The organism is Halobacteriovorax sp. RT-2-3, from assembly GCF_047085075.1.
Taxonomy (GTDB): Bacteria; Bdellovibrionota; Bacteriovoracia; order Bacteriovoracales; family Bacteriovoracaceae; genus Halobacteriovorax_A.
Map to the genome: position 1 here is coordinate 866904 of NZ_JBKIYF010000002.1, position 16301 is coordinate 883204.

The 16301-nt window shown below is 36.4% G+C and carries 10 protein-coding genes and 2 pseudogenes; 8 read left to right on the plus strand and 4 right to left on the minus strand.

Features of this window, described 5'->3' with window-relative positions; all coding sequences use genetic code 11:
- Positions 1–18: 18 nt before the first annotated feature.
- The 5 genes and pseudogenes from dnaG (at position 19) to ACMAYX_RS10075 (ending at position 6915) form a co-directional block, all read left to right on the plus strand.
- Positions 19–1905 carry a DNA primase gene (gene dnaG / locus ACMAYX_RS10055; RefSeq protein ID WP_103217659.1) on the plus strand — a complete coding sequence of 629 codons (1887 nt, stop codon included), beginning with the start codon at positions 19–21 and terminating at the stop codon, positions 1903–1905.
- 19 nt (positions 1906–1924) lie between these two features.
- Positions 1925–2131, plus strand: a pseudogene (locus ACMAYX_RS10060) (RNA polymerase sigma factor region1.1 domain-containing protein); the annotation flags it as partial.
- Between the two features lie 75 nt (positions 2132–2206).
- Positions 2207–2315, plus strand: a pseudogene (locus tag ACMAYX_RS10065) (sigma-70 factor domain-containing protein); the annotation flags it as partial.
- A 62-nt stretch (positions 2316–2377) separates the two neighbouring features.
- Positions 2378–3676 (plus strand): RNA polymerase sigma factor RpoD, encoded by a 1299-nt coding sequence (rpoD, locus tag ACMAYX_RS10070; protein ID WP_412471325.1) that lies wholly within the window; start codon positions 2378–2380, stop codon positions 3674–3676.
- A 104-nt stretch (positions 3677–3780) separates the two neighbouring features.
- Positions 3781–6915, plus strand: coding sequence for a DEAD/DEAH box helicase (locus ACMAYX_RS10075; protein ID WP_412471312.1), 3135 nt, complete (start codon positions 3781–3783; stop codon positions 6913–6915).
- On the opposite strand, the gene ACMAYX_RS10080 is transcribed toward ACMAYX_RS10075, so the two are convergent.
- From ACMAYX_RS10080 to ACMAYX_RS10090, 3 genes are read right to left on the minus strand one after another with little or no spacing between them, the layout of a single operon-like run.
- Positions 6912–7652, minus strand: a complete 741-nt coding sequence (locus tag ACMAYX_RS10080) for an inositol monophosphatase family protein (protein WP_103217656.1) — start codon at positions 7650–7652, stop codon at positions 6912–6914. The genes ACMAYX_RS10075 and ACMAYX_RS10080 overlap by 4 nt on opposite strands.
- Positions 7653–7673: 21 nt before the next feature.
- Positions 7674–8558, minus strand: a complete 885-nt coding sequence (locus tag ACMAYX_RS10085; RefSeq protein WP_412470393.1) for a hypothetical protein — start codon at positions 8556–8558, stop codon at positions 7674–7676.
- A gap of 4 nt (positions 8559–8562) precedes the next feature.
- On the minus strand, positions 8563–8697 hold the full coding sequence (locus tag ACMAYX_RS10090; RefSeq protein WP_255407613.1) for a hypothetical protein: 135 nt from the start codon (positions 8695–8697) through the stop codon (positions 8563–8565).
- Positions 8698–8897: 200 nt separating this feature from the next.
- Between ACMAYX_RS10090 and ACMAYX_RS10095 the strand changes: the two genes are divergently transcribed.
- The 3 genes from ACMAYX_RS10095 to ACMAYX_RS10105 are packed head-to-tail and all read left to right on the plus strand — an operon-like array spanning position 8898 to position 14503.
- Positions 8898–9842 (plus strand): methylenetetrahydrofolate reductase, encoded by a 945-nt coding sequence (locus ACMAYX_RS10095; protein ID WP_103217654.1) that lies wholly within the window; start codon positions 8898–8900, stop codon positions 9840–9842.
- Complete coding sequence (gene metH / locus ACMAYX_RS10100) at positions 9842–13516, plus strand: methionine synthase (protein ID WP_412471683.1); 3675 nt, start codon at positions 9842–9844, stop codon at positions 13514–13516. The genes ACMAYX_RS10095 and metH overlap by 1 nt, the downstream gene beginning before the upstream one ends.
- 9 nt (positions 13517–13525) lie before the next feature.
- On the plus strand, positions 13526–14503 hold the full coding sequence (locus tag ACMAYX_RS10105; protein WP_103217652.1) for a glycosyltransferase: 978 nt from the start codon (positions 13526–13528) through the stop codon (positions 14501–14503).
- A 22-nt stretch (positions 14504–14525) separates the two neighbouring features.
- Here the strand turns inward: ACMAYX_RS10105 and ACMAYX_RS10110 are convergent, their stop codons facing one another.
- Positions 14526–16238: an ABC transporter ATP-binding protein gene (locus ACMAYX_RS10110; RefSeq protein ID WP_103217651.1), complete on the minus strand. Its 1713-nt coding sequence runs from the start codon at positions 16236–16238 to the stop codon at positions 14526–14528.
- Between the last annotated feature and the right edge of the window lie 63 nt (positions 16239–16301).

Consider the following 16301-nt stretch of genomic DNA (forward strand, 5'->3'; position numbering starts at 1 on the left):
AGCTAGGTTAGCACACACATGTCATTACAAAGACTGCGCGAAAAGATCGTCAATGAGATCCCGATTTCTGATTTAATCGAGCGCTATGGTGTGCACTTAGTTCGCAAGGGCAACAACCTTTATGGGGTCTGTCCATTTCACGACGACACAAATCCTTCGATGTCTGTTGTTAACGACAAGAAGATCTATAAATGCTTCTCATGTGGAGCAGGTCACAGTCACTTCGACTTCGTTATGAATCTTCAAAACCTCGAATTCATCGAGGCCATGAAAGATATCTGCGATAAGTTTGGTATCGATTTCGACTCTTATACAAATACTAAAGAAAAGTCGAAAGAGTTCATTTATGCTGAAAAAATTCTTAAAGTTGCATCAACTATCTACTTTCAGTCAGGGCGAAACCTCAAACCTGAACAGTATTTAGACTTTTTAAAGAATCGTCATTTAAGCAATGAAATTGCAGATCTCTATCAACTAGGATTTGCTCCTAAAAAAAATAGCATCTACGACTATATATGTTCCCTTCCGGCCAAAGACCGTGGAGAGATTCTACAGACGGCCCTGAAAATTGGTATCGTTAAATATAATGCCGACAACAAGTCCCATTATGATACTTTTCGTGAACGCATAATGTTTCCGATTTGGGACCATTACGGTAAAGTTATCGGCTTCACTAGCCGACGAATTCATGAATATCAACACGCTAAGTACATGAATTCTATAGAGTCGTTCATCTTTAACAAGAGAAACCTTCTCTATGGCCTCCATCTTGCAAAATCATTCATTAGAAAGCGCGATAGCGTGATTATAGTTGAAGGAAATATGGACCAAATTGCAAACTACAAGAAGGGTTTTGAAAATAGTGTCGCAATCATGGGGACGGCCCTTGGCGACAACTCTCTTCGTACGCTTAAGTCCATGACAAAGAATATTTATCTTTCGCTTGATAATGATGAAGCTGGTTTTAAGGCTTCACAGAGGGCCAATCGCCAATTTCTTGAAACAGGTATTATCCCTAAGTTTGTCGATCTAAATCCCCATAAAGATCCGGACGACTTCCTTGAAAAGGAAGGTATCATTGCCTATCAAGACAGAATTGATAACGCTGTTCCATTTATTGACTATGAATTTTCAAAATTACTACCAGATCGTAAGATTGAAATTCTGGATGAAAAGCTAGCTCTTCTAAAACAGGCATTTGATCTTGTATCTCCACTAGGTAAAGACCTGAACGCTATCGAAAGACTTGTTAGTTGGGCAAAAAAACTTAATCTTGAATCAAGTAAAGACAGTATTATCGAGAATTATGAAGATTTCTTAAAAAATGAGAAATCTCCAGCCTTTAAGCCGGCCATTGAAGAGAATCCACCAATGGAAATGGTTCCAGCTGAGTTTGACGAAGACTATATGGCAAGTTTCATCGAAAGTGATGCAAGTGTGATGCCAATAATGGATGAAGTTGAAGCTCCAATCTCAAAAACGGAGAAGACTTTACTGCTTGCTATCGTTGAACATCCGGATTGTCTTGAGTATGATGAAATGACCGATCTGCTTGATTTTATGCACTCAGATAGGGTAAAAGAATATATTTTAAATCTGAAAAATTTAATCTTTGAAATAGATGAGAGGGAATTTAAAAACTTTGCGCTTTCGAGTTCTTCCAAATTCGGCCTACATGAAATAATCGATGAGGGCATAAAGAAATACAAAGGAATCAAACTAGAAAAAGAGGGAGCGTTTAAAATTATTAAAGACCTTAAAACAAAACTTGAAAGAGTTAGTCTAGAAGAAGAAATTGGTCGCTTAGATTCTGAGAGAAGTAATATTACAACTCAAGAAGAAGAAACTAAGTTGAATGAAAAGATTTTTAAAATCCGAAGAAAGCTTCACGCTTTAAAAAAGTAAAAGACTGGAGAAACCAAACATGTCAAGTGCTGCACAATTTTTAAAATCAAAGGGTTTCGAAAAACTTATCGCTCGCGGTAAGGATCAAGACTCTCTAACTCCAGAAGAAATTAACGATGCTATTCCAGCAAGTTTAATTGCTCCTGAAGAACTTGACCTCATTATGCTAGCTATCAGCGAATCAGAGATTGAAGTAACTGATCATGAAGTTGAAGAGGAAGATGAAGGAATCAAGCTTGACGGTACAGAAATTATTGAAGAGACGCTTTCAAAAGAAGAGAGAGCTGAACTTAGAAGTGCCTCAACTGATCCTGTAAAATTATATTTAAAGAGAATGGGTTCTGTTGCCCTTCTTACAAGAGAAGGCGAAGTTGTAATTGCAAAAGAAATCGAAGAAGGTGAAAGAGAAATTATTCTTTCTTCACTTAAATCGTCTCACGCGATTGCAGAAATCATTAACCTAAAAGATCGTATCACTGAACTAGAAAACCCAACTGAGTTCGTAAGAGAGCTTGTACGTGGTCTTGATGATGAATCAACACAAAAAGACATTGATAAAGTTAAGAAAACAATCATCAATGTATGTGATGAGCTTAAAGAAATCTATGACTCTTCACTAAACGAAGATGATGGAACTCTTGATAAATTTTCAAAAACTGAAAAAACAAAAATGGACTCTATTGCAACAGAGCTTGCGGATCTTACTTTCAACAGAAAGATCATCAATAGCTTCGTTGAACCAGTTAAGAAGTACTACCTACAATTTAAAGATCTTTACGAGCAACAAGATCGTATCTTTAAATTCCTAGAAGTCGAAACAATTGAAGCTTACCGTGATCTTCATGAAAAGATTATGGAAGACGATGCATTCAAACGTGCATTCGCTAAAGAGCTTTACACAACTGATGCAAAGGTAGAGCAACTAGTTCGTAACCAAGAAGATATTCTAAGAAAACTAAGAAGACTATCACAAGAAGCTGGAATGAGCTTTGACGATATCGAGACTGTTTACAAGATTATCACTAATGGTGAAGAAAGAGCTGACCGCGCGAAGGCTCAACTAGTTGAAGCAAACTTAAGACTTGTTGTTTCTATTGCTAAGAAATATACAAACCGTGGTCTACAATTCCTTGATCTAATTCAGGAAGGTAACATCGGTCTTATGAAAGCTGTTGATAAATTTGAGTACCGTCGTGGTTATAAGTTCTCAACTTATGCAACTTGGTGGATTCGTCAGGCCATTACTCGTGCCATTGCTGACCAAGCAAGAACAATCCGTATCCCAGTTCACATGATTGAAACAATCAACAAGATGGTTAGAACTCAAAGACAACTTATCCAAGAACTTGGGCGTGAGCCAACTCCAGAAGAAATTGCTGAGAAGATGGAAATGCCTGTTGATAAGGTTAAGAAAGTTCAAAAGATCTCTAAAGAGCCAATCTCTCTTGAAACACCAATTGGTGAGGAAGAAGATTCTTCTCTAGGAGACTTCATTGAAGATAAGAAAATTATTTCACCTGCAGATGCTGTAATGAGCATTACATTATCTGAGCAAACTCGTTCAGTACTTTCAACTCTTACTCCAAGAGAAGAAAAAGTTCTAAGAATGAGATTTGGTATTGGTGAGAAATCTGACCACACTCTAGAAGAGGTTGGACAAGACTTCTTCGTAACTCGTGAACGTATTAGACAGATCGAAGCAAAAGCACTTCGCAAGCTAAGACATCCTTCTCGAGCAAAACTTCTTAAGTCATATATCGAAAATAACTAAGTAATTCAGGCCCCTATTAAGGGGCCTTATTACTTGAGCTAACTAAAACTATTACATTCCTTAATTTTGCGTTATAATAAGGCTTTTAGACATAAAAGTAATATATGACACAAGAACCTGGACTCGACCTAGCAAAAAAATATTTTTCAACTCTGGCAATTTCAAAGGCCAGAAAAGTTCTCAGCCTTGGGAAGGTCTCTCTTTCATTTAAGAAAGGAAGTCTTGATGGTTACCTAATTACAACAGGTATTATCAAAGAAGACCGTCCTTATGAGTCTAAAGTTGTTTACAAGAAAAGACTTGAGGGAACTGACGAGTCTCCACTCTCAACTTCATGTGACTGTTTAGAGTGGACAAAAGAAAAGCACTGTCACCATACAGCTGCGCTCTTTATGTACTATATTGCGACAACAAACGATCAGTCAGATACAAGTACTCACCTTCCACCAATTGGAGGATATGGTGTTTACCCTCTTGAGTATGGAACAATTCTTAGTGGACCACACGAGCTAGAAAATGCACCTCATGGCCCGACATACTCTACACTAAACTATTCTTTAACATCTAAGAAAACTATTGAATTCCCTATCCCTGAAAATCTATCGGGGAAACTTGTTTTCAATATTGCTCCAAATAAAGAGCAACGTGTAGATTTTCAGGATGACTTAAAATCGAGTATTCGTTTTGCCTTACTCGATGATGAGGGAAAAACTCATCGAAATATTAGTATTTTTGAAAGTATATATTTATTTAATTGGGATACTGGTCATTTATATTCGCTACCAAGTGAACTAAAAGAGTTCTTTTCGACTCTAAGATCAAACTTAACATCATATAAAATCGATGATGCCTTAAATCTGGCTTATTCAGAAAGGCTAGAAAAATATATCGCATTTGAAGTTGAAGGAAACCAATTTGATATTTCAAGTATTGAGTCTCCTGACTTAAGAATTTATATAAACAACTCTCAAAGAAAGGGTTACAACAACTTCTCAATTGAATTTTTCAATAAGGAAGATAAGAGGACTAGGCCTCCACAATTTATGGCCTCTCTCACTTTTGAAGGTGGCTATCTTGATCTTTTTAGAAAGAAGATTGAAGCCTATCACTTCCTAAGAGAAGTTCAACACTACTTTGAAACAGGTGTTGATAGTTATAAAAAGTCACTATCAGGAAAATCGAAAAAGTCTTCGTGGATTCGCCTTATTTCAGAAGTTGTTAGTAAAGACTATACGCTGAGCTTTGATCACGAAAATCATAAGCTTTATAAATATGATAATAAGCTTCAACGCCTTTTATTTAAAGTTATGGTAACAGAGTTTGGAGATCACTTTTTCCGCTACTCTTACCTTTACAGAGATACTAACGAAGTTATCTTTCAGGTATCAATGTCACAAATTACCCAAGGTCTTTCTAAGTTATTTACGGTAACAAAACCTTACGGTGTTGAAATTTTCTATAATAATAATGAAATCAAAAACTGGAACTCGCGAATACGCTTTGAAAGAAAGCAAATTGGGCGCTCAGGTTGGTTTGATTTAGAACTAGAAATAAATGACGTCGACCAAGAAGTCCTCAAGAACGTCGATTTGGACAATAGTATTGCCATTACTAAAGATGGTGTCATCTTACTAAACAATGAGCAAAAAGATCTTTTAAAATTTGTACAAAAATATACAAAATTTGAAGCAAAAGAAGAGATACAAGATGGAAAATTTAAAAAATTCATCTTACCTTTTTCTCGTGCCAGAATTTTTGAATTATTTGAACTTAAGAAAATTGGTCTAGAGGGCGCGCTTACAGAAGAAGAAATTGCGCTTTGTGAAAGACTTCAAAATCTAGAAGGTATTCCAGACTACCCTATCTCTGAACATCTAGGTTCAACTCTTAGGGCATACCAAAAGACTGGTTACAATTGGCTTAAATTTCTACATGAAAATAAGCTTGGGGCCTGTCTTGCAGATGACATGGGTCTTGGTAAGACAATTCAAACAATCGCCTTTATTGAGAGTATCTACGATAAGATCGATAAAGTTTTAATTGTTTGTCCAGTTTCCCTACTACTTAACTGGGAAAATGAATTTAAAAAATTCTCGGATATCGATGTTCATATCTTCCACGGTGCAGACAGAGAATTACCTGAAGATAGCAAAGCGAAAGTAATCCTAACTTCATATGGAATCTTAAAAAGAGAACTTGAAGCTGAATTTGAAGAATCACATTATGATGTACTCGTTCTGGATGAAGTTCAGCACCTTAAAAATATGCGCTCACTTGGAGCGTCATCTGCAAGAAAAATCAATGCAGACTTTAGAATCTGCCTAACGGGTACACCTGTTGAAAACGATCTTGCTGAATTCTTTAATATTATTGATCTTAGTATACCTGGTATCTGGGGAGATCTAAGATTCTTAAGATCTAGCTCTACTCCTAAATCAAGAGTATACGCGAGAAAAACTGCCGCCCCATTTATCCTTAGGCGTACGAAGAATCAAGTTCTCACAGACCTTCCTCCTAAAATAGAGAATAATGTTCTCCTTAGTTTTGATGAAGGCGAAGACGAGTTTTACAAAAACAAATTACAATCAATTAAAGATAATATTAATAATGCTCCTAAGAACAAGAAGTATGGAGAAATTCTCAAAGGGCTTCTTGAATTACGTCAAAGTTGTCTGTGGCAAAATCATAGCAATAAAACGACAAAGGATATTAGAAGTCTTACTTCAACAAAAGTTGACTACCTAATTGAAAGTTTAGAACAAATCGTTGAAGAAGGTCACCAAGTTATCGTCTTCTCACAATTTACGACTTATCTTGATATCATTGGTTCTGCTTTTGATGGCCAATGTTGGAAGTATTCTCGAATTGATGGTTCTCTGAATGTTAAGAAGAGACAAGCAGCAGTAGATGAATTCCAAAGTGGGAAAACAAAGCTTTTCCTTATTTCTCTAAAGGCCGGGGGTGTTGGTCTTAACTTAACAGCAGCAAGCTATGTCTTCATTATGGATCCTTGGTGGAACCCAGCTGTTGAATCTCAAGCAATCGACAGAGCTTATCGTATTGGTCAGAAAAATACTCTAAACGTATTTAGACCTATTATTAAAGGTTCAGTTGAAGAGAAAGTCTTAAAATTACAAGATATCAAACGTGAGCTATTCAAAGAACTTCTTCCTGAAGATGATGAAGAACTATTCAGCGGAAAACTCACAATGAAAGATTTTGAAGAGTTATTTAACTAAGAATTTTTTAAACGATTCACTTCTTTATGAACAGCTTCTTTTAACTCATCTCGACAGAAGATGAATGGTCCTTTTAACTTCTTTGTTGAAAGATCATCAATCTCATCTGAGTAGATTCCTCTAGAGTGACAAATAATTACTCCAGCAGCAATATCCCAAATATTCTTATCTCGAAATGAGATTACACATTCTGCTGCACCTGCTGCGAGAAGACCTAATTTAAATGCAATTGAACCTAGTGGAGTTATCCTGAAGTTATGCTTAAAATCTAATTTATTAGCACCCTTCTCCCACTCTGAACGGGAGATCATAATATTTACCGCCTCAGCATGAGCATGGCGACTTCCAAGTGGATATTTCACATCACTTGTAATCTCAAATCCAGTAAAAGGATTATAAATCCAACCAAAGTTTCGATCATCGTGAATATCAGCAGAATATAAAATAGCTAAAGATACAGCACATTCACCGTACCCCTTGGCAAATTCTCGAGTACCATCAATTGGGTCTAGAACAATGACAGGAAACTCAAAGCTCTCTTGGTCCTCTTCTGAAAAGAAATTAAAATCAAAATTTGATTCATGAAAAACCTTTTTCACTTGATCAGACACAAAAATATCAAATTCAGTTACAATACTCTTATCGGCCTTTCTTTCAATAGACATATCACCCCACACCATTGTGTCGAGTTTAGTATGAATACTGCTCTTTATTTCTTCTAATTCATTTCGATACATTATTGGTCCTAGTGGATATGACTATCTTATGTGAAAGACGAACTCGTGCTTAAAGGTCTTTTCTTGCTCTAAATCGATTAGTCCCTCTTTCGTATAAAAGTCATTATTTGAATCTAGAGCATCAGTAACTCCAAAGGCTGGCGCAATCCTAACAAAGTTCGCACCTGGATATGTCCAAATTGATAAATATGGAATATTCCCTAGATCTATATTAACCGACTTCTCATTTAAAATATTCTTAAGAGCGATACTCTTTGACTTAATATCCTTAAATACCATTTCTCCACCTCTAAAATTTTCTTGAGTGAAGAAAACACGACAATCTTGAACAACTTTTTTATTATCCGCATCATGAAAGTTAACTAAATCATTTTCAAGAAAATACGCTCCACGCTCTTCTTGAGTTGAAAACTCAATAAAGCAATCATCATGCCCTTCTGGTCCTAAAGGAACATTGAAAGTTGGAGCAAAGCCTAAAGAGAAGAACATTTCTTTTTTATCAAGGTTTTTAATAACAAAAGAGACTGTAAGTTTTGGCCCATAAACCATATAAGTAACTTCAATACTGTAGCGAAATGGAAATATAAGCTCTGTATCGGGGCTATTCGTATGAACGAAGGTAATTCGATCTTTACGATGATTTTTGACTTCGAATTGAAAGTCTTTAAGAAAGCCATCCTTTTGCATGTGATAGTATTTTCGACCTAACCAATACTGATCATCCTTAAGTTTTCCTACAATTGGAAAAATTATTTGTGGCTTCCAAGGGTTTAGAGTTGGATGACCTTGCCATAGATATTCAACATATGATTCAAGATCAAATATTGATAATAGCCCAGCTCCCTGCTTCGTAACTGAAACTCTAATAAACTCACTTTCTAAATGGTAAATCTGATCCTGATTCATCAAATCATCCTCTAATAAATATGATAACAGTTTTTGGCCCATCGTGAAACTCATAAGCACCTGAATTTAGGCAATATATTTCATTGTGGAATAGATCACTCATTTCATTTGTGAAAAAAGTCCAAATATATTCGGCCATAGGTTAAAAATCCTTCAAGTTAGAAGCAAACATGATGCTTTCTAGCTCCCCCCATTTAACCTCTAAAGTTATCTAAATATTCCATTTACCTGATTCATTCGAATTAACCTAAGGCCCCAGAAAAAGGGGCCCTCGCCTTTTCTTATTGCTCATAAATGATTAAAATAAGGTGTCTAATTTACACATAGGGAAATACACGAATGAAAGTTATCGAGCACATCGACAAGGCGACGAGCCCACTTTTTAGTTTTGAAATTGTACCTCCACCAAGAGGAAAAAATATTTCAGCTGTAACGGATATCGTTAAGGAGCTCTTGCCATTTAATCCGTCATGGATTGACGTAACAGCACACTCAGCAGGAGCATATTATAACGAAAAAAATGATGGCTCAGTTGAGAGAAAGATCTACAAGAAACGTCCGGGAACAGTTGGGATCTGTGGAGTTATTCAAAATCGATTTAAAATCGATACAGTTACTCACCTTTTAACTCAAGGTTTTACCAAAGAGGAGACTGAGGATGCTCTAATCGAACTTAACTACCTCGGTATACATAATGTTTTGGCCTTACGTGGAGACGCCCTTAACTATAATAAAAAATACGATCTTTCTCGCCAAAGAAATTTCTATGCAAAAGACCTTGTGGAGCAAATTGATAACGTAAAAAAAGGTATCTATCTTGATGATATTTCAAATAGCTTACCTCTAGACTTTTCTGTTGGTGTTGCAGGCTATCCAGAAAAACACTTTGAGGCTCCAAATCTAGCGACAGACATAAAGTACCTAAAAGAGAAAGTTGATGCTGGTGCTGATTATATCGTTACACAGATGTTCTTTGATAATACGAAGTATTTTGAATTTGTTGATAAATGTCGTGAAGCTGGAATCACGTGTCCAATTGTTCCAGGAATTAAAGTCATTAAGAGCATGGGACAGCTTTCAAATGTACCGAGGCACTTCTATGTAGACTTCCCAGATGAGTTCGTAAATGAAGCGACAGAAAATTCAGAACATATTAAAGAAATCGGAATTAAATGGGCAAGAAAACAAACGGAAGAATTACTAAATGCAAATGTTCCTTCAGTTCACTTCTATGTAATGAATGATAGTGCAAATGTTTCAGAAGTTTTAAAAGGTATATATTAATGAAAGATATTCGTAGTGAATTAGAATCAACACTAAAGAATAGAATTCTTTTTCTAGATGGTGCTATGGGAACAATGGTCCAACAATACCATCTAACAGAAGAAGATTTTCGAGGAAATCGCTTTCAAGATACTAAGATAGACTTGAAAGGAAATAACGACTTATTAAATCTTACTAAACCAGAAGTTATTAAAGAGATTCATACAAAATACCTTGCTGCTGGTTCAGATATTATTGAAACAAATACTTTCTCGGCAACGAGAATAGCTCAAGACGATTATCACTTAAGTGAAATTGCATATGAACTAAATGTGGAAGCGGCCAAGATTGCCAAAGCGGCTTGTCTTGAATTCATGAAAGAAAATCCGGAGCGTAAATGCTACGTTGCTGGAGCTCTAGGGCCAACAAATAAAACAGCTTCAATTTCACCTGATGTTAATAACCCTGCTTTTCGAGGTATTACATTTGATGAGTTAGTTGATAATTATTACGAGCAAACAAAAGGACTAATTGACGGCGGTGCCGATCTACTTTTAGCTGAAACTTCATTTGATACACTAAATTTAAAAGCTGCAATTTTTGCAATGAAAAAGTATTTAGATGATAACAACCTTGATACTCCAATTATGCTCTCTGTAACTATTACAGATGCATCAGGAAGAACTCTATCAGGTCAAACTGTTGAAGCTTTTTGGAACTCAGTTGAACATGCTAGGCCATTTAGTGTTGGTATCAATTGTGCACTTGGAGCACAAGAGATGCGCCCATATATTGAAGAGTTATCAAGAGTTTCAGACTGCTTGATATCTTGTTACCCTAATGCAGGACTTCCTAATCCGTTAAGTGATACAGGTTATGATGAAAAGCCAAATGAGACAGCTGCTCTTCTTGAAGAGTTTGCAGCATCGGGGCTCGTTAATATTGTTGGAGGTTGTTGTGGAACAACACCTGATCATATCAACGCTATTTACAATCATCTAAAAGATATCAATCCTCGCGAAAAACACGATCTCCCTAAAACCCAAAGACTTTCAGGACTTGAACCGTTAAATCTTGATTATACAGGAGAGCGTCCATTCATCATGGTTGGAGAACGTACAAACGTGACAGGCTCACCAAGATTTGCACGCCTTATTCGTGAAGAAAACTTTGAAGCAGCTTTAGATATTGCCCGACAGCAGGTTGAGAATGGAGCAAATATCATCGATGTGAATTTTGACGAAGGTCTCCTCGACTCTAAAGCTTGTATGGTTAAATTTTTAAACCTAATTGCATCTGAGCCAGATATTTGTAAGGTTCCTATTATGATCGACTCATCTAAGTGGGAGGTCATCGAAGAAGGGCTTAAGTGCATTCAAGGAAAAGGGATTGTTAACTCAATCTCATTGAAAGAAGGTGAAGAAGTTTTTAAAGAACATGCGAAAAAGATCCTTCAATATGGAGCGGCCGTTGTTGTCATGGCATTTGATGAAAAGGGACAAGCTGCATCTAAAGAAGAAAAAGTTTCGATATGCCAACGCGCCTTTAAAATTCTAACTGAAGAAGTAGGATTCCCGGCCACAGATATTATCTTTGACCCAAATGTACTAACAGTTGGGACAGGAATTGAAGAACATAATGACTACGCGATAAACTTCATCGAAGCGGTAAGAGAAATAAAAGAAAAATGTCCAGGCGCTTTAACTAGTGGTGGTATTTCAAATATATCTTTCTCATTCCGTGGAAATAATATTGTACGCGAGGCTATGCATAGCTCATTCCTCTACCATGCGATTAAAGCAGGGCTAGATATGGGAATTGTAAACGCGGGAATGCTCGAAGTTTACGAGAACGTTGAACCTGAGCTAATGAAGAAAATTGAAGATGTCCTTTTCAACCGTTCTGAAAGTGCAACTGATGACTTAATCGAATATGCTGAAAAATTTAAAGGTGTAAAATCAAAGGCAAAAGAAGACGATTTAACTTGGCGTGAAGGAAATCTTGGAGAGCGTATCACCCACGCACTTGTAAAAGGTATCGGTAAATTCATTGAAGAAGATGTCGAACAAGCAAGACAAGAGCTAGGTGCTCCCATAAATGTCATCGAAGGCCCTCTAATGGATGGGATGAGAGTTGTAGGTGATCTGTTTGGTGCAGGTAAAATGTTTCTTCCACAGGTTGTTAAAAGTGCACGTGTTATGAAACAGGCTGTTGCATACCTTGAACCATTTATGGAAAAGGATGCTGACGGGAAAAGTAAAAAGAATACATTTGTTATTGCAACAGTTAAAGGTGATGTTCACGATATCGGAAAGAATATTGTTGGTGTTGTTCTCGCTTGCAATGGCTATAACGTTGTTGATCTTGGGGTTATGGTTAGCTGTGAAGAAATTATTAAAGCTGCCAAAGAACACGAAGCCAAATTCATTGGACTAAGTGGCCTTATCACGCCTTCACTTGATGAGATGATTCACAACGTAGCAGAGTTCAATCGTCAAGGTCTTGAAGTACCTGTTTTAATAGGCGGTGCTACCACTTCTAAAACTCATACTGCAGTAAAAATTGCACCTGAGTGTACAAGTCCTGTCGTTCACGTTGGGGATGCCTCTCAAACAGTTGGAATTTGTAATAGCCTTTTAAGTACTAATCTAAGAGATGATTTTTTAAAAGATCTTAAAGAGTCACAAAAAAGAACAAAAGAATATTTTGAAAATAAGAAAGATAGTGGCCAAGCGACGGTTTCATTAGAAGCGGCCCGTGATCACTTAAGAGTTGACCCAAGACAAACATTTGTCGAATTCACACCTCCATTCATTGGCGCTAAGAAGTTTGACGATATTAGTGTTGCTGAAATTGCAAAGTATATCGACTGGTCACCTTTCTTTTGGACATGGGAACTAAAAGGTCTCTACCCTCATATCTTATCGCATAAAGATTATGGAGAAGAAGCCAAAAAACTCTATAACGAAGCTCAAAATATCCTAGACGATATTATTGAGAACGATCGCTTTTCTCCAAAAGCAGTCCTAGGATTTTGGCCAGCTTATTCAAAAGATGAAGATGTTATCCTACTCGATGAAAATATGAATAAATTTGGTACCTTCAACTTCCTAAGGCAACAAAAAGAAAAGACACAAAAAGATCGCCCTTATCTATCTCTGGCCGACTACATCCTACCAAAGGGTGAAAAGCAGGATTATATTGGATCATTTGTAGTCACAATGGGAGATCAAGTTGAGAAGTATGCTAAAACTTTCGAAGAAAGTGGTGATGATTATACTTCAATTATGGTTAAGGCCGTAGGAGATCGTCTTGCTGAAGCATATGCAGAGTTAATTCACGAAAGAGCACGTCAGATGTGTGGAATCGAAGAAGAGCGTGAATTTTCTTTAGATGAACTTATTAAAGAAAAATATATTGGTATTCGACCAGCAGCTGGCTACCCAGCATGCCCTGACCATACAGAAAAAGCGAAGCTGTGGGATTTTATGAATGTACAAGAAAATACTGGCGCATACTTAACAGAGAACTTTGCCATGTATCCTGCTAGTTCAGTTTCTGGCTACATCTTCTTTAACCCTTGTGCTAAATATTTTAATATTCTAAACATTGCCCAGGACCAAATTGAGCATTACTCAAAAGTAAAAGCTCAGGACCTAGAAATAACTAAAAAATGGCTTAGGCCAATACTATAAGGAGCAGAAATGCATGTATGTATCCATCACCATAAAGTTCTTCCAGTAAAGAAATATGGTGGAATTGAAAGGGCCGTTTTTTGGCACATGCTTGAACTAGTTAGACAAGGACATCAAGTAACGTTTATTGGACCAAAAGAGAGTGAAGTAACAAAGCACGGAATCAAGCATATTGTATGGAACAAAGGCGAAGATTGGCAAAAACTTGTTCCCGATAATATCGATATTGTACACGTCTCATTTCCGGAGAAAATTAGAATCGATGTACCATACGTATTAAATGTCCAAGGGAATGGCTTCCCTGGTGAAAAGCATGATCGTAATACGGTATTTTGCTCGAAGTCACATGCAAGAAATCATAATAGTACATCTTATGTAAATAACGCTGTCGACATGAGAGAATACCCTATCAATTACACAAGTAATAAGATAACAGAAATAGAACACCTTCTCTTTCTTGCAAAAGCATCATGGCGAGTAAAAAATTTAAAGCAATCCTTAAAAATAGCTCTAAAAACAAATAAGCATCTACACATCTGTGGTGGAAACTCAATACTTGGAATTCATCCTCTTATCCACAACCATGGTATGGTTGGGGGTGATAATAAGTTGTCGATCATGCAAAAATGCGACGCCTTACTATTTCCAGTTAGATGGCATGAGCCTTTTGGAATTGCTATTATTGAAGCAATGACTCAAGGTATACCTGTATTTGGTTCTAGCTTCGGTTCACTTCCTGATCTAATCGTAAAAGGAACTGGAAGAACTTTTTATAGCCATGAAGAGATTATTCAATACTTTAAAAATGGTGCAGAAGAATTCGATCGAGACTTTATTAGAAATCATGTAATCGAAAACTATTCAATTGAAAGGTTCACAAAGGACTTTGTTGAAAAGTATAAGATTGTTTTAAATGGACAACATTTAAATGAAGAAGAACCAGAATGGATTTATCCATTTAGGGCCGGAAAACGACTACCATTCTAATCAATACCTACTGAGTATGAAGTTAAGACTTCATACTCAGTTCATATAACTTTTTATATTCGCCATCAAGGTTCATTAGTTCATCATGACGGCCTTGCTCAATCATTCTTCCATCTTTTAATACAATGATTTTGTCATAGTTTTGAATAGTTGAAAGCCTGTGTGCAACAGCAATAACTGTCTTATTTTTTGCAAGCTCATTTAACGACTGTTGAACTACTTTCTCTGATTCATTATCAAGAGCAGAAGTCGCTTCATCAAATAAGAAGACATCATTATCCTGAAGATAAGCACGAGCGATTGTTAAACGTTGTGCTTGTCCACCAGATAGTCTTACCCCACGATCACCGATAACAGTTTCTAGCCCTTCTGGAAGCTCTTTAATATACTCTATCGCATGGGCCACTTTTAATGCTTCTTGAATTTGAGCTTCATTGACTTCCTTACCTAGAGTTAAATTTTCTCTTATCGTTGTATTAAACAGGAAGATATCTTGCGAAACTAAGCCGAAATAATGGCGTAGTGATTTTAATTTGAAATCACTTGAATCAATACCATCGATTTTATAACTTCCTTTTTTAACAGGATAAAGTCCAAGAAGAACATTAATAAGAGTCGACTTACCAGAGCCTGAAAGCCCAACTAAAGCAACCTTTTCACCTTTATTTATATCAAAGCTCAAATTATTAATGACCTGATGATCACCGTAAGAGAAGTCTAAATTTGCAAAAGAAATTTTATCACTTAATTCAGAGTGCTCATTTTTACCGTCATCTTTTTCATTTTCAACTTTTAAAAATTTAAAAATACGCTTTTCCGCAGCTTGCGCCTGGCTAATTTTTAAATTTGCTTCATTTGTCTTTCTAATCGGATCTTGGATCATTGCCATAATTGCAATAAAAGTAATGAACTCACCTGTTGTCATTGCATTTCCAGTAATCTTCACCTGAGCAAAAACGATAACTGAAGAAAGGATTAGAGTTGTCATAAATTCAACTAAAGGGTGTGAAATTTGTCTCATTACTTCTGATTTCATTTGAAATTCAAAAAAGCTATTCTGATATCCTTTAAAGAAATCCCTCGTATAATCTTGAAGATTAAAAGCCTTGATAATTTTTTGTCCACCAACACCTTCGCCAATGACATGAGTCATATCAGAAAGTCTCGATTGAACATCTGATTGGTGTGCCTTTACTCTCTTTCCAAAGAAACCGAAAATTAAAAGCATAATAGGAAGAAGTGCAAATGTAACAAGTGTTAGTTGCCAATCAAGATAGAAGGCATATCCTAATAAAACAAATAATGTGATCGGCTCTCTTAATAATGTAAGAAGACCACTTATCCCCTGCGAGTAAATCATCGTATCATTTAAGATTGTTGAAATAACGTCACCTTGCTTAGTCGTCGTATAAAATGAAATTGGAATATCTTGAATCTTTGAATAAATCTTTGTTCTGATTTCACATACAGCATCGTTCATTGCAAATTGCATCCAATAGAAATGAAAGAAGCGAACAGGTAAATTAATAAGTGCAAGTAAACAAGCTAATCCTACAATTCCAAGAATCTCCTCAAGTGTTGATTCTGGCGAAAGCCCCTTTGTGAAAAGAGGATTAATTAGCGCCATTTGACCACCCTTAATTAAGGCCATACCAATACCGAAGATCATACTTCCGATAACTCTGGCGCGATGGCGATGGATTAGTGGCCATATATTTTTAATAGTTTCAAACATGAAAAACCCTTGCTAAATTAGATATAATTAACTTTGCTAGTTTAGAACAAAATAACTCGTTTG

Coding starts and splice junctions, on each gene's coding strand:
- dnaG (WP_103217659.1), top strand. CDS start 19: ATGTCATTACAAAGACTGCGCGAAAAGATCGTCAATGAGATCCCGATT.
- ACMAYX_RS10075 (WP_412471312.1), top strand. CDS start 3,781: ATGACACAAGAACCTGGACTCGACCTAGCAAAAAAATATTTTTCAACT.
- ACMAYX_RS10080 (WP_103217656.1), bottom strand. CDS start 7,652: ATGTATCGAAATGAATTAGAAGAAATAAAGAGCAGTATTCATACTAAA.
- ACMAYX_RS10085 (WP_412470393.1), bottom strand. CDS start 8,558: ATGAATCAGGATCAGATTTACCATTTAGAAAGTGAGTTTATTAGAGTT.
- ACMAYX_RS10090 (WP_255407613.1), bottom strand. CDS start 8,697: ATGGCCGAATATATTTGGACTTTTTTCACAAATGAAATGAGTGATCTA.
- ACMAYX_RS10095 (WP_103217654.1), top strand. CDS start 8,898: ATGAAAGTTATCGAGCACATCGACAAGGCGACGAGCCCACTTTTTAGT.
- metH (WP_412471683.1), top strand. CDS start 9,842: ATGAAAGATATTCGTAGTGAATTAGAATCAACACTAAAGAATAGAATT.
- ACMAYX_RS10105 (WP_103217652.1), top strand. CDS start 13,526: ATGCATGTATGTATCCATCACCATAAAGTTCTTCCAGTAAAGAAATAT.
- ACMAYX_RS10110 (WP_103217651.1), bottom strand. CDS start 16,238: ATGTTTGAAACTATTAAAAATATATGGCCACTAATCCATCGCCATCGC.